11 protein-coding genes are annotated in these 12,969 nt (G+C 66.4%); 9 read left to right on the top strand and 2 right to left on the bottom strand.

The features are described 5' to 3' along the window. Positions 1–2: 2 nt before the first annotated feature. The 7 genes from secF (at position 3) to ACZ5IQ_RS13645 (ending at position 10,400) form a co-directional block, all read left to right on the top strand. Positions 3–1,253 (top strand): protein translocase subunit SecF, encoded by a 1,251-nt coding sequence (gene secF, locus ACZ5IQ_RS13615; protein WP_212811624.1) that lies wholly within the window; start codon positions 3–5, stop codon positions 1,251–1,253. A gap of 6 nt (positions 1,254–1,259) precedes the next feature. Beyond that, positions 1,260–2,906, top strand: coding sequence for an ABC transporter substrate-binding protein (locus tag ACZ5IQ_RS13620; RefSeq protein ID WP_212811623.1), 1,647 nt, complete (start codon positions 1,260–1,262; stop codon positions 2,904–2,906). Next, complete coding sequence (locus ACZ5IQ_RS13625; RefSeq protein WP_212811622.1) at positions 2,903–3,427, top strand: adenine phosphoribosyltransferase; 525 nt, start codon at positions 2,903–2,905, stop codon at positions 3,425–3,427. Before ACZ5IQ_RS13620 ends, ACZ5IQ_RS13625 begins: the two co-directional genes overlap by 4 nt. Positions 3,428–3,468: 41 nt before the next feature. After that, positions 3,469–5,811 (top strand): RelA/SpoT family protein, encoded by a 2,343-nt coding sequence (locus tag ACZ5IQ_RS13630; protein WP_212811621.1) that lies wholly within the window; start codon positions 3,469–3,471, stop codon positions 5,809–5,811. Between the two features lie 121 nt (positions 5,812–5,932). Further along, positions 5,933–6,688: a hypothetical protein gene (locus ACZ5IQ_RS13635; RefSeq protein WP_212811620.1), complete on the top strand. Its 756-nt coding sequence runs from the start codon at positions 5,933–5,935 to the stop codon at positions 6,686–6,688. 48 nt (positions 6,689–6,736) lie between these two features. Then, entirely contained in the window at positions 6,737–7,864 is a 1,128-nt protein-coding gene (locus ACZ5IQ_RS13640; protein ID WP_464481353.1) for a Vmc-like lipoprotein signal peptide domain-containing protein, read from the top strand. 1,492 nt (positions 7,865–9,356) lie between these two features. Next, entirely contained in the window at positions 9,357–10,400 is a 1,044-nt protein-coding gene (locus ACZ5IQ_RS13645) for a secretion protein EccK (RefSeq protein WP_212811618.1), read from the top strand. Here the strand turns inward: ACZ5IQ_RS13645 and ACZ5IQ_RS13650 are convergent. Together ACZ5IQ_RS13650 and ACZ5IQ_RS13655 are read right to left on the bottom strand one after the other, a co-directional pair. Beyond that, positions 10,397–11,221: a thioesterase family protein gene (locus tag ACZ5IQ_RS13650; RefSeq protein WP_212811617.1), complete on the bottom strand. Its 825-nt coding sequence runs from the start codon at positions 11,219–11,221 to the stop codon at positions 10,397–10,399. The genes ACZ5IQ_RS13645 and ACZ5IQ_RS13650 overlap by 4 nt on opposite strands. A 50-nt stretch (positions 11,222–11,271) precedes the next feature. Continuing rightward, positions 11,272–11,745 carry a winged helix-turn-helix transcriptional regulator gene (locus tag ACZ5IQ_RS13655; protein WP_064858996.1) on the bottom strand — a complete coding sequence of 158 codons (474 nt, stop codon included), beginning with the start codon at positions 11,743–11,745 and terminating at the stop codon, positions 11,272–11,274. Positions 11,746–11,835: 90 nt separating this feature from the next. On the opposite strand from ACZ5IQ_RS13655, the gene ACZ5IQ_RS13660 reads away from it, so the two are divergent. Both ACZ5IQ_RS13660 and ACZ5IQ_RS13665 read left to right on the top strand, forming a co-directional pair. After that, complete coding sequence (locus ACZ5IQ_RS13660) at positions 11,836–12,537, top strand: SDR family oxidoreductase (RefSeq protein ID WP_212811616.1); 702 nt, start codon at positions 11,836–11,838, stop codon at positions 12,535–12,537. A gap of 4 nt (positions 12,538–12,541) precedes the next feature. Beyond that, the gene (locus ACZ5IQ_RS13665; protein ID WP_212811615.1) at positions 12,542–12,967 is read left to right on the top strand and encodes a tautomerase family protein; all 426 of its coding nucleotides are present in this window, start codon (positions 12,542–12,544) and stop codon (positions 12,965–12,967) included. Positions 12,968–12,969 lie beyond the last annotated feature (2 nt).

Consider the following 12,969-nt stretch of genomic DNA (forward strand, 5'->3'; position numbering starts at 1 on the left):
ACATGTCGAAGCACTCAACTGACGACACCGACCTGGAGCTGACCGAATCGGCTGCGGCCGAAGAGGATTCGGCCACCGAGATCGAGGAAACCACCGCCACCGAGCCGGGCGGCAGCCTGCCGCAGCACGGATTCTTCGTCCGCCTCTACACCGGTACCGGTGCATTCGAGGTCATCGGCAAGCGTCGTATGTGGTACGCGATCAGCGGCGTGATCATGCTGGTCATGATCGCCAGCATCCTGATCCGCGGTTTCAACTTCGGTATCGATTTCGAGGGCGGAACCAAGATCGCGATGCCGGTGGCGGGTGTGTCCACCACTGCCACTCCGCAGGCTGTCGAGGACGTCTTCAACAAGACGCTCGGCCATGCCCCCGAGTCGGTGGTGCGCGTCGGCAACGGCGACTCGGCCACCCTGCAAATCCGCACGGAGACCCTGTCGACGGCGGACACCGAGAAGGTGCGCAACGCCCTCTTCGACGCATTCCAGCCGAAGGGCGAGGACGGCAAGGCGTCCAAGGCCGTCATCAGCGATTCGGCGGTGTCGTCGACCTGGGGTGATCAGATCACCAAGAAGGCGCTGATCGCGCTGGTGGTGTTCATCGTCATCGTCTCGATCTACATCACCATCCGCTACGAGCGCTACATGGCGCTGGCAGCGCTGGCCTCGCTGGCCTTCGACCTGCTCAGCACGGCGGGTGTGTACTCGCTCGTCGGGTTCGAGGTCACGCCGGCCACCGTGATCGGTCTGTTGACCATCCTCGGCTTCTCGCTCTACGACACCGTGATCGTGTTCGACAAGGTCGAGGAGAACACCCACGGCTTCGAGCACACCACCCGCCGGACGTTCGCCGAGCAGGCCAACCTGGCGGTCAACCAGACCTTCATGCGGTCCATCAACACCAGCCTCATCTCGGCGCTGCCGATCATCTCGCTGATGGTGGTCGCGGTGTGGCTGCTGGGCGTGGGCACGCTCAAGGACCTGGCGCTGGTCCAGCTGGTCGGTGTCATCGTCGGTACCTACTCGTCGATCTTCTTCGCCACCCCGCTGCTGGTGTCGATGCGCGAGCGCACCGACCTGGTGAAGAACCACACCCGCCGGGTGCTCAACCGCCGCAAGTCGTCGATCGAGCGCGGCGTCACCGGTGGCGACGAGGTCACCGTCGGTGCGGTGAACGCACCGGAAAAGCCGGCGCCGGGGGCCAAGCCGTTGCGGCCCACCGGTAAGCCGTCGGGTAAGCGCACCCGGGGCTAGCCCTCGATGCCCGCCCGGTTCCGCCGAACCGCCTTGGCCGGTGCGGTGATGTTGGTGGCCGGTTTCGGCCTGTCCGGTTGTGACAGTTCGGCTGACGCCGTCGACTACATCGTCGACGGCGCGCTGCCCACCTACAACACCGCGTCGGTCGTCGGCGCGGCTTCCGGTGCGCCGCAAGCATTTTCGCGGGTACAGACGGGGTTCAACTATCGCGGGCCCGACGGGCAGGTGGTCGCCGATCGTGACTTCGGCACCGTTTCGGTGATGGGCCGGGCGCCACTGACGCTCGACTACAAGATCAACGACAGCGCCGTCTACTCCGACGGCAAGCCGGTCACGTGTGACGACATGGTGCTGGCCTGGGCGGCGCAGTCGGGGCAGTTCCCGGCGTTCGACGCGGCCAGCCGCGCCGGCTACAGCGACATCGCGGTCGTCGACTGCACCCCGGGGCAGAAGCGCGCCAGGGTGACGTTCGTCCGCGACCGCGACATCACCGACTACGGCCAGCTGTTCGCGGCGACGTCGATGCTGCCGGCGCACGTCCTGGACGACGCGCTCGGTCTCGGCGACGGCGGCGTGACGAAGGCGCTGCAGAGCGGTGACGCGCCGACCATCGACAAGATCGCCGACGCCTGGAACACCACCTGGGATCTGAAGCCCGACACGGACCTCAAGAAGTTCCCCTCGGCCGGCCCCTACAAGCTCGCGTCGGTGGCCAAGGACGGCTCGATCACGTTGGCGGCCAACGACAAATGGTGGGGCGCCAAGCCGGTGATCGGCAAGATCACGGTGGCGCCGCGGGGCGCCGACATCGCGAGCCGGATCAAGTCCGGCAAGGCCGAGGTCGTCGACATCGCCGCCGGCGTGGTCGGCAAGGACGATGTGCCGTCGAGCTACGTGCGCAGGGACAGCGCGTCCGATGACATTCAGCAGCTGATCTTCGCGGCCCAGGGTGTGCTGGCCGATCCGGCCGCGCGCCGCGCCGTCGCGCTGTGTACGCCGCGGGACGCGATCGCCGCCGCGGTCGGCGTCTACGTCAGCAATGCCCGGCTGAATACGGCGTCGGATGATTCCCTCGCGGTGGCCGAAAACGTCGACGCCAGTGGGCAGTTCGCCGCCGCCGACGTGGATGGGGCGCGCGCCGCGGCGGGCGGCCAGCCCCTGACGGTGCGGCTGGGGTATCGCGGGCCGGATGCCCGGCTGGCCTCGGTGGTCGCCGCGATCACCAAGTCGTGCGCCGCCGCAGGCATCACCGTGCAGGAGATCGCGTCGCCGACGGTCGGTGCACAAAGCTTGCGCGCCAACGACATCGACGTGCTCCTGTCCGGTGGCGGGGGAGCCGCGGGCAGTGGCTCCAGCGGTTCGTCGGTGGTGGATTCGTACGCCCTGCACAGCGGCAACGGCAACGACCTGTCGGGCTACGCCAACGAACGCGTCGACGGCGTCATCGCCGCCCTGGCCGTGACCACCGACCCCAAGGAACAGGCGCGCCTGCTCGGTGAGGGAGCCGGGGTGCTGTGGGGCGACCTGCCGACGCTGCCGCTGTACCGCCAGCAGCGGACGCTGCTGGTGACGAAAGACCTGACGCTCGTGCGCGCCAACCCCACGCGGTGGGGCGCCGGCTGGAACATGGACCGCTGGGGGAGCAAGTGACCGATCTCAACGCCCTCTTCACCGAATTGGTCCGTGAGGTGCCGGACTTCCCGGAGCCGGGCATCCAGTTCAAGGACCTGACGCCGTTGCTCGCCGACGGCCGCGGGCTTGCCGCGGTGACGGCCGTACTGGCCGAGGCCGCCGACGGTGTGGACCTGGTTGCCGGTATCGACGCACGCGGGTTCCTGCTGGGTGCCGCGGTCGCGACCCGGTTGGGTACCGGAGTTCTCGCGGTCCGCAAGGGCGGGAAGTTGCCGCCGCCGGTGCACAGCCAGTCCTACGCGCTGGAGTACGGCACCGCCACGCTGGAGATTCCCGCCGATGGGATCGATCTGACCGGCCGGCGCGTTGTCGTGATAGACGACGTGCTCGCCACCGGTGGAACGGTTGCTGCGACGGTCCGGCTGCTGCAGGCGGCAGGTGCGACGGTGACCGCGGCCGCGGTGGTGCTTGAACTGAACGGCCTCGGTGGACGCGCTGTGCTGGAACCGTTGCCGGTCACCAGCCTGTACGTCGTCTGAGGAGCTATTCTCGACAAACCAGGTGTAGGAGGTGTGCGGCGTTGGCTGACGACAAGGTGACGCAGGTCCAGTCGGCGCCGCCCGAGCCGCCGCAGGCGGCGTCACTGGAAGCGGCCAAGGGCACCGTCAGCGCGTCCCGCCGTGTCCGTGCCCGGCTCGCCCGCCGCATGACCGCCCAGCGCAGCCTGGTCAATCCCGTCCTCGAGCCGCTCGTCGCGGTGCACCGCGAGTACTACCCCAAGGCCGACCTGGCGATCCTGCAGCGTGCCTACGAGATTGCCGAGGAGCGGCACGCGCCGCAGTTGCGCAAGTCCGGTGATCCGTACATCACCCATCCGCTGGCTGTCGCCAACATCCTCGCCGAGCTCGGCATGGACACCACGACGCTCGTCGCCGCGCTGCTGCACGACACCGTCGAGGACACGGGCTACACGCTCGAGGCGCTCACTGCCGAGTTCGGCACCGAGGTCGGTCATCTGGTCGACGGCGTCACCAAGCTGGACAAAGTGGTGCTGGGCTCGGCGGCCGAGGCCGAGACCATCCGCAAGATGATCATCGCCATGGCGCGCGATCCGCGCGTGCTGGTGATCAAAGTCGCCGACCGGCTGCACAATATGCGCACCATGCGGTTCCTGCCGCCGGAGAAGCAGGCCCGGAAGGCGCGCGAGACGCTCGAAGTGATTGCGCCTCTTGCCCATCGGCTCGGTATGGCGACCGTCAAGTGGGAGCTCGAGGACCTGTCCTTCGCGATCCTGCACCCCAAACGGTACGAGGAGATCGTGCGGCTGGTCGCCGACCGGGCGCCGTCGCGTGACACTTACCTGGCCAAGGTGCGTGCCGAGATCGCCAATTCGCTGCAGGCCATGAAGATCAACGCGACCGTTGAAGGGCGGCCCAAGCACTACTGGTCCATCTACCAGAAGATGATCGTCAAGGGCCGCGACTTCGACGACATCCACGACCTGGTCGGTGTCCGCATTCTCTGCGACGAGATCCGCGACTGTTACGCCGCGGTCGGCGTCGTGCACTCGCTGTGGCAGCCGATGGCCGGGCGGTTCAAGGACTACATCGCGCAGCCGCGTTTCGGTGTCTACCAGTCGTTGCACACGACGGTCGTCGGCCCGGAGGGCAAGCCGCTGGAAGTGCAGATCCGCACCATCGACATGCACCGCACCGCCGAGTACGGCATCGCCGCGCACTGGCGGTACAAGGAAGCCAAGGGCCGCAACGGGTTACCCGCGGGCGGACATGCCACCGAGATCGACGACATGGCGTGGATGCGCCAGCTGCTCGACTGGCAGCGTGAGGCGGCCGACCCGGGCGAGTTCCTCGAGTCGCTGCGTTACGACCTTGCCGTGCAGGAGATCTTCGTGTTCACGCCCAAGGGTGACGTGATCACGCTGCCGGCCGGTTCCACACCCGTCGACTTCGCGTATGCCGTGCACACCGAGGTCGGACACCGCTGTATCGGCGCCCGCGTCAACGGCCGCCTGGTGGCGCTGGAGCGCAAGCTCGAAAACGGTGAAGTGGTCGAGGTTTTCACCTCCAAGGCGCAGAACGCCGGTCCGTCGCGCGACTGGCAGACGTTCGTGGTGTCGCCGCGCGCCAAGGCCAAGATCCGGCAGTGGTTCGCCAAAGAGCGGCGTGAAGAGGCGCTGGAGACCGGCAAGGACGCCATCGCCCGCGAGGTGCGCCGCGGCGGAATGCCGTTGCAGCGGTTGATGAACGCCGAACTGATGGCCGCGCTCGCGCGCGAACTGCGCTACGCGGACGTCTCGGCGCTGTACACCGCCGTCGGTGAGGGACATGTCTCGGCCCGGCACGTCGTGCAGCGGTTGGTGGCCACGCTCGGTGGTGACGACGACGCTGCCGACGAGATCGCCGAACGGTCGACGCCGGCCACCATGCCGGTGCGGCGCCGTACGAATGACGATGTGGGCGTGGCGGTTCCAGGTGCGCCCGGGGTGCTGTGCAAGCTCGCCAAGTGTTGCACGCCGGTGCCCGGCGACAACATCATGGGGTTCGTGACCCGCGGCGGTGGCGTCAGCGTGCACCGGACCGACTGCACTAACGCCGCGTCGCTGCAGCAGCAGGCCGAGCGCATCATCGACGTGAAGTGGGCGCCGTCGCCGTCGTCGGTGTTCCTGGTGGCCATTCAGGTCGAGGCGCTGGACCGGCACCGTCTGCTGTCCGACGTCACCCGCGTGCTGGCGGACGAGAAGGTCAACATCCTGTCGGCATCGGTCACCACGTCCAACGATCGAGTTGCGATCAGCCGCTTCACTTTTGAAATGGGCGACCCGAAGCACCTCGGACACGTGCTGAACGTGGTGCGCAACGTCGAAGGCGTGTACGACGTCTACCGCGTGACTTCGGCCGCCTAGCGCGCTTTTCCGCTGTCGCTCGTGACTTGAGCAAACTCGTACCCAGCGCTGCGCAAGATTGGTGCAGGACTGGGGTTGGTGGTGCGGGTAATCTCAGATGCGGGACTGTCCAGATGTGGGGGTGGACGCGTTGAGCGGTGAGTTGAAGATCGACCTGGAGACCTTGTCGTGGTCGGCGGCTTCGGTGCCGCCCCTGGGTTGGGTGCATCTTCCTGCACACGGTGATCCGGTCAGCTTGATGCTCTCGTCGTATATCCCAGGATTGGTCGACGGCGCCAACGAGAAGGTCGCCGCTGCGCAGGCGGAAGATCAGGCCTTTGCGGGCAAGGTCTCGTCGGCCAAGAGCGCTTATCAGAACGCTGACGATGCCGGCGGGCAGACGATCCAGAAGGCCGCCGGCGACAGCCTCAATCCCGCATCCGCCGCGGGCAAAGTTGGCGGCGGTGCCGACGGTGGAATGGGCCAGTTTGGCCAGATGATGGGCATGGCGATGCAGGCCTTCCAGGCGCCCGCGCAGGCCATGCAGGCACTCGGCTCGGTTCCGCAGACCGCGATGCAGGCGGCACAGCAGATCGGACAGCAGGTCCAGCAGCTCGCCGGACAGGCCGGTAAAGACGGGGCCAAGCCGGCAGACGCAGGTACCGGGGGAGTCGGTGGTGCTGCCGGTCAACAGCTCAAGCCGGAGGAGCGCAAGCCGGGCGACGAGAAGGCCCGCGAGGAGAAGCGGGACGAGAAGCCTGAGGAAAACAAGGACCGCGAGGCCGACAAGAAGCACGCCGCTGCCGGGCCCAGCAGCGGCCCGGCCGCGCCGGTGCCGCCTTCCAAGCCTGCGCCGCGGTCGGGGCGCCACGCCGCAAACCCTGCGGTCGATGTGTAATTTTCGGTCTTGACTGTTTTGCGTTGAGTTTCTGAGGGAGGGCGATCTGTGACGCAACCGCCGACGTGGGGTGCGCCCCCGCCGCAGCAGCCGGGTGGCCGGCCGGGCCAGCCAGGACCGGGTGGGCAGTGGGGCCCGCAGCAGCCGTGGCCGGCTCCGGTTCCGCCGAAGAAGGGCGGCGCCGCCAAGTGGGCCATCGGGGCGGTATCGTTGGTGGCGGTCATCGCGGTGACGGCCGTAGTCGCAGTGTCGTGCACGAAGAACAGCGGTGACGGCAAGGGCGGCGGCACCAAGACCTCAGCTGCGCCGTCCGATGTCGCGAGTGCCAATGACACCGGTCCGGTCGGGATCATCACCGAGGACCCCTCGTGTGCGCCGTGGACACCGATTCAGGCAACGTTCGCCGCGGCTGGACGCAACGGTTGGGCACAGAGAGATCAGTCCTTGCCCGCGTCTGCCTGGACACCGGAGGTGCGCGCGCAGTATGAAGCGGTTGCAAAAGTCATGCGCACGGTTGCGGATCAAGCAGTACCGTTGGCAAAAATGACTACACACCGCGTTATGCGGGAGTTATACGGTCAGTTCATCGTGTATGCGCGCGCTTACGCGGATAGCATTTCCAAACTGGACGCATATCGTCCGGTAGATGACAATCTGGCACAGGCGACCTCTACTGCTGGAAACGTTATCGGGCATATTTGTAGCGCTGTGTTTTCAGGGGCTGCCGCCGCACGAGCCTCGTTGATTCCTGCGCTGGCTCCGCCCAAGTCGATTGCGCCGGTCGGAGTCCCGTCTAATCCGCAAAGAATGTTTGAATCCCCTGACCCGGTATGTCGGGACCTCGGCCCTACTCTCGACCAATTATTGCAGAACCCGGATTTTAAGAAATGGTTGAATACCGATCCGAAAATACCGGCGGGCAATTGGTCGCCGGAGCAGGAATCTCTCACCACTATGGTCGTGGCGGTCATGAGTTCGACCGCCAGTGCACTCGAGGAGCTGGCGCAGCGGAGTCCTAACGCGATTGTCCAGGATTTGATCCTGTTGGGGGTCCAGTATAGGCGTACATATATTGAGGCTTTGCCGACTTACCAACCGAACGATTCGAGTATCTACCTCGCGGGTCAAATGTCGCCTGGAATTGTTCTGGCTGCTTGCGATGCCATTACCGGTTAGGAGTGAAAATCACATGCTCTCGTACGTATTTGACGACCGGCGTTTGTCTGCTAGTGAATCTTTGATTTTTCTCATGATGACTCCTGCGGTGTATTCAACCGAATGGTGATTTAGGATGGCACCAATTGAGCGCTATCAAGGCGGTAAGTACGGCGAGGCCACCGTCGTTCCACCGGCATTCCCGGACATCGATGAGAATGCGCTCAATGACATTGCCGTGAGACTCATGGCGTTGGGCGACCACCTCGATGGGGAGCTGATTCCACACCATGCGCACCAGCGGATGCAGTTATCCGACTGGGAGGGGGAGGCCGGTCGGCTTGCGCAAGCTGCAGCCACCGGCGTTCTAGGCTCGTATGGGGACGCATGCAAAGCCGCATACGACGCTGCGAGAAAAGTCTTCCGCGCCGAGTCTGCGGTAGTGCAGACCAAGAACGAGGTGAATCGAACTGCCGAGCTTATTCAGCAGGCGTGTCTACAGTTCGAGCAAGCGTCTAAGAACATGCTGGCGGCTGCACATGCGGCGAATCAATCTGGTGATACAGCCGCGGCAAATGCGTTTTTCAACTCGGCGGCTCTGTTCACCAAAATGATTGAGACGATGAAGGCCCTGGGTCTAGCCGAAAACACCGCCGCGGTGGCTAAGTGTGCAACTGCCCTGGCCCAGGAATTGAGCGTTCCGGCCGGTACACCCGGCGCGGACGGCAGGGTGCCTGGGCCGGTATCTCCTCCACCAGTGGGTAGTCCTGGCTCCCCCGGCACTCCTCAGGTCGGGCAGCCACCGGGGCCACCTTCGACCGGAGGTGGCGGTGGGCAGGGCGCCGGAGGAATGAAGGACGCCGCCGGGGGAGGTCCGTCGCCCTCGCAATTGGCCAATGCCGGTACATCCGACCCGCCCCGTGGTGGTGGAGGAGCGAAGGACGGCGCCGGGGACGGTCCTTCGCCCTCACAATTGGCGGCCAACGCGGGCACGTCTGATCCGGCCCGCGGTGGTGGAGGAACGAAGGATGCTGCGCCCGCGAAGCCCGCGACTCCTCAAGTGAACGTACCGCAGACGCCCGCAAACCCTGACGCATCGGGCGCACCGGCACCTGCTGCTGGCATCAACACGGCAATGGGATCACCGGGATCGCGTCCGATGCCGCCAGGGGCAACTCCGACCGGCGCGCCATCAACTTCGTCGGTTGGCACGTCGACGTCTGGCAGCCCGTCGTCAAGCGCCCCGACCGGCCAGGGCACAGGCCAGGGCACAGGCCAAGGCACAGGCCAAGGAACTGGCCAAGGCGCCGGCCAGCCAACCGGTCAGCAAGCCCAAGGCCCGCAGGCTCCGAAGAACCCGTTCGGCCAACTGCCGACTCAACCGTTGTCCGCGGCGGCGAATGCTGTTCCACTCACGACGCCCGAACCCGCCACCCAGACGGGCGCAGCGTCGGGCACTCCGGCCGCTGCAAGTGGGGCGGCGACAGGCACCGGCGGCGCGGGTGCGGCACCAGTGACTCAGGCAGCCGGCGCGGCAAGTGCCGCCGCGCCGACCGGCACACCCGCCGGCGCCGCACCGGCCGCCCCGCTGGGCCCGGCACCGACGCCGTCGCCGGCCGCGCCGGTCGCGCAACCCGGCGCAGGTGCCGGTGGTCCGGGTGGTCCGGGCGTCGCGCCGATGTCGACCAACCAGCAGCAGAACGCCGCTGCCGCGGCGCCGATCCCGGTGACGGCGGCGCGCGCCGAACGTGACGCGATGGCTGCCGCGGCGCGGGCCGGTCTGGTGCGCAAGTCCGCGGGTGACGCGGATGTGCAGTTCGCCGAGCGAATCGCGGCGGCATTGCACGCGCCGCCGTCGATCCCGGCTATGGCGTGGAACTTCGTGTGGGCGGTGGGCGTGACGACCGACGGCGAGATCATCGCCGCGAATTCCTATGGGGTGTCGTTCATTCCGGACGGCATGTGCCTACCGTCGCAGGTGATCTTCGTCAGCGCTGACGAGCGCATCCCGGCCGGCCAGCGCGGCCGGTGGGTCCGCGAGCCGTTCGTCGCCCTGCAGGCGTGGTGCACCTTCCATGAGAAGACGCTCAAGGTGATCATCGGCACCGAGCAGGAAGTGCAGCCGTTCGCCGGCAGCCTGCAGACGAGAGTCATTCCGCCCGAGGACATTCCGACGGACGGCCTGATGAAGGGCCGCACCCGCTTGGAGGTCATCGCTCCCGAGGCCGCCGCGAAGCTCGCGGGGTGGCCGGACGCGCAGCTGCATGAAGCGTTGCCGCCGCAGCCGGTTCAGCTGGTCCCGCCGGACCCCGCGGCCATCGGCAAGGCATGGATGGAATCGATCCGCCCGCTGATGCAGACGACGGGCGAGACGTATCGGACGGCACACCTCGAGAAGCTGGCTGCCTACGGCCGCCTGCAGGAGTCGGCGGCGCTGTACCGCGCGTACACCGCGCCGTACGCGGCCGACCTGCGGGCAGCGATCACCGATTGGGTGTGGTGGCAACAGTTCTCGACGATCCAGGGTGACGCCCAGCTGGTGGAACTGGGCGCCTAACCGCGCGGCAGCATCGCGAGCTGCCGGCTCTGGACGACCACCTGGCCGGTGGAGTCCAGGATGACGTGGTCCTCCTCGAACCACGTCTCGCCGACCACGGTCGAACTGGCCTGCACCCGCAGCCATCCCGGCGCCGGCCGCCGTCGCACGTACGTGGTGAGCTGCACGGTGGGCGTCCAGCCGAAGTGTCCCTGATTCATGGTGACCGGGGGAGTGATGTCGCCTGCCATCAGCGCGAACAGCAGGGCGGTGTCGGGATTGGCCTCGTCGTCGGCGAAGGGCCGCAACCACATTCGGTTGACGGGGTCGCCCTCCTCGCCGGACAGGAACGGCGTCGCTGCGTCGAGCAGGAACTCGCACCCCTGTGCCACGTGGACGATCGCACCGACCGCATGGCCACCGGTCACCGGTACAGCATCCGCAGGTGGTTCCACCGGCAGGTAGGACACCTCGAGCGATTCCTGATGGCGCGGCGGCTTGGCGTCCAGCGGTCCGAGCGTCACCGCGCAGCTGACCGCTGCGCGACCGTTCTGCGACAGCTGGACATCGACCAGGGCGACCTGGCGCCCATGCTTGCGGACCGTTGTCGTCAGCTGCACCTCGCCGGGGTCCGGCGCATTCAGGTAGTTGGCGCTCACGGCGACAGGTGCCAGGTCGGATTCTGCACCGATGGCCTGCTGCGCGGCCGCGGCACACACCGCCATCATGCAGCCCCCATGCACCTTCGGGCCGATCGTCCACACCGGGTCGATGGTGGCGGTGAAGGTGCCGTCACCGACCGCGGTGACGGTGGTGAGGTCCGTGAAGGGGTGCGCTGTCATTTCATCTCCAACGGTGACGCGATGGTTGCTGATTCCGGAATGGGCAAAGCTCACGACCGATTCAGCCGGATCTCGATGTCACCTGCGGAAACGGTGGCAGCATTTGGATCATCAGTGACGATCACGCCAACCCGGTTGCCCGACTCCCGGTCGACGAAGCACAACGGACCGCGTCCGCCCTTCTGCAGATGCTTGTCGCCCCACTGACTCATCGCCAGGTACACCGGCAGGAGGTCTTCGCCGGCCTCGGTCAGCCGGTATTCGTCCCGCGCGCGCTTGCCGGGCTCCTGATAGGGCACCCGCACCATCAGTTGTGCGGCCTCGAGTTGTTTGAGCGCGCGTGACACCGCGGGTGCGGACGTTCCGATCCGCTCGACGAAGTCTTCGAATCGCGTTGTACCGAAAAGGCTTTCGCGGACAGCGAGAAAAACGGTCTTGGTGCTGAGCAGGTCCAGCAGCTTGGCCACCGAGCAGCCGTCCTTGATCGACCACTGGCGGTCGCGCAGTCTTTCCTCGAACTCCATCACACCCTCTTTTTGGATAACGCTTGCGTTACTCAGATATCCGTGCTTCCATCTTAGTAACGTCATCGTTATTCAGCAAGGGAGCTTCAGATGGTCGCAGTGGCAGGCAAGGTGGTCGTGGTGACCGGCGGACGGCGGGGTCTGGGCGCCGCACTCGTCGACGAACTTCTGGCCAGGGGAGCGCGCAAGGTCTATTCGACGGGCCGGTCGCCGTTCACCGATGAGCGCCCCGAAGTGGTCCCGGTCGAGCTCGAAGTGCGTTCGGAGGCATCGGTTTCCGCGTTCGCCGAGCTCGCGCCGGATGCCGAGATCATCTTCAACAACGCGGGCATCCTGTTGCCCGGTTCGCTGCTGACCGGCGGTTTCGACGATATCGAGGCGACCTTCGATATCAACGTCTTCGGGCCGCTGCGAGTGGCTCGGGCCTTCGCTCCGATTCTGGCGGCCAACGGCGGTGGCGCCCTGATCAACATGCATTCGGTGTTGTCCTGGGTGGCCGGAAGCGCGGCGTACGGCGCCTCGAAGGCCGCGATCTGGTCGGTCACCAACTCGCTGCGCGGCGAGCTGGCGGCACAAGGCACGCAGGTGGTCGGGGTGCACGCCGGGCTGATCGAGACCGACATGGTCGCCGATATCCCGGGTCCGAAGACGACGGCGGTGGACATCGCGACCCGCATCATCGACGGACTTGAAGCGGGTGCGGTCGAGGTCCTGGCCGATGAAGTGTCGGTGGGTGTCAAGTCGGCGTTGTCGGGTCCGGTGGAGAACCTGACCTTCGCGATGGCGGTCTGACGGCATGCCGCTGTGGACCATTCACCACACGCCGGACTTCTTCACCGCCGAGGACAAACGTGCGCTGGCGCGCAGCATCACCGATCATTACGAGAAAGCGGGGCTTCCGCGGTTCTACGTCGTGGTCATCTTCAACGAAACCCGTTCGGGTGACCTGTATGTCGGTGGTGAGCAGACCGACGTCGGGCTGCGGGTGGTCATCGACCACATCGCCCGCCGCGCCGCGGACAAGGACCATCGCCACCGCATTGCCCACTGGATCAAGTCGATCCTCGGTCCGTATTTGGAAGCGCAGGACAACCCGCACTGGGAGTTTCACGTCGATGAGACCAGTGAGGACCTCTGGATGATCAACGGCTTGATCCCGCCGCCCATGGGCTCGGACGCCGAAAAGCGTTGGGTCGCAGACAACGCGGTGTCCGTCTATTGATC

The sequence above is a fragment of the Mycobacterium toneyamaense genome, from assembly GCF_055384815.1.

Excerpts from the sequence above, each read along its gene's own strand:
- ACZ5IQ_RS13620 (WP_212811623.1), top strand. The coding sequence starts at position 1,260 with ATGCCCGCCCGGTTCCGCCGAACCGCCTTGGCCGGTGCGGTGATGTTG.
- ACZ5IQ_RS13655 (WP_064858996.1), bottom strand. The coding sequence starts at position 11,745 with ATGGAGTTCGAGGAAAGACTGCGCGACCGCCAGTGGTCGATCAAGGAC.
- ACZ5IQ_RS13660 (WP_212811616.1), top strand. The coding sequence starts at position 11,836 with ATGGTCGCAGTGGCAGGCAAGGTGGTCGTGGTGACCGGCGGACGGCGG.
- ACZ5IQ_RS13665 (WP_212811615.1), top strand. The coding sequence starts at position 12,542 with ATGCCGCTGTGGACCATTCACCACACGCCGGACTTCTTCACCGCCGAG.
- secF (WP_212811624.1), top strand. The coding sequence starts at position 3 with ATGTCGAAGCACTCAACTGACGACACCGACCTGGAGCTGACCGAATCG.
- ACZ5IQ_RS13650 (WP_212811617.1), bottom strand. The coding sequence starts at position 11,221 with ATGACAGCGCACCCCTTCACGGACCTCACCACCGTCACCGCGGTCGGT.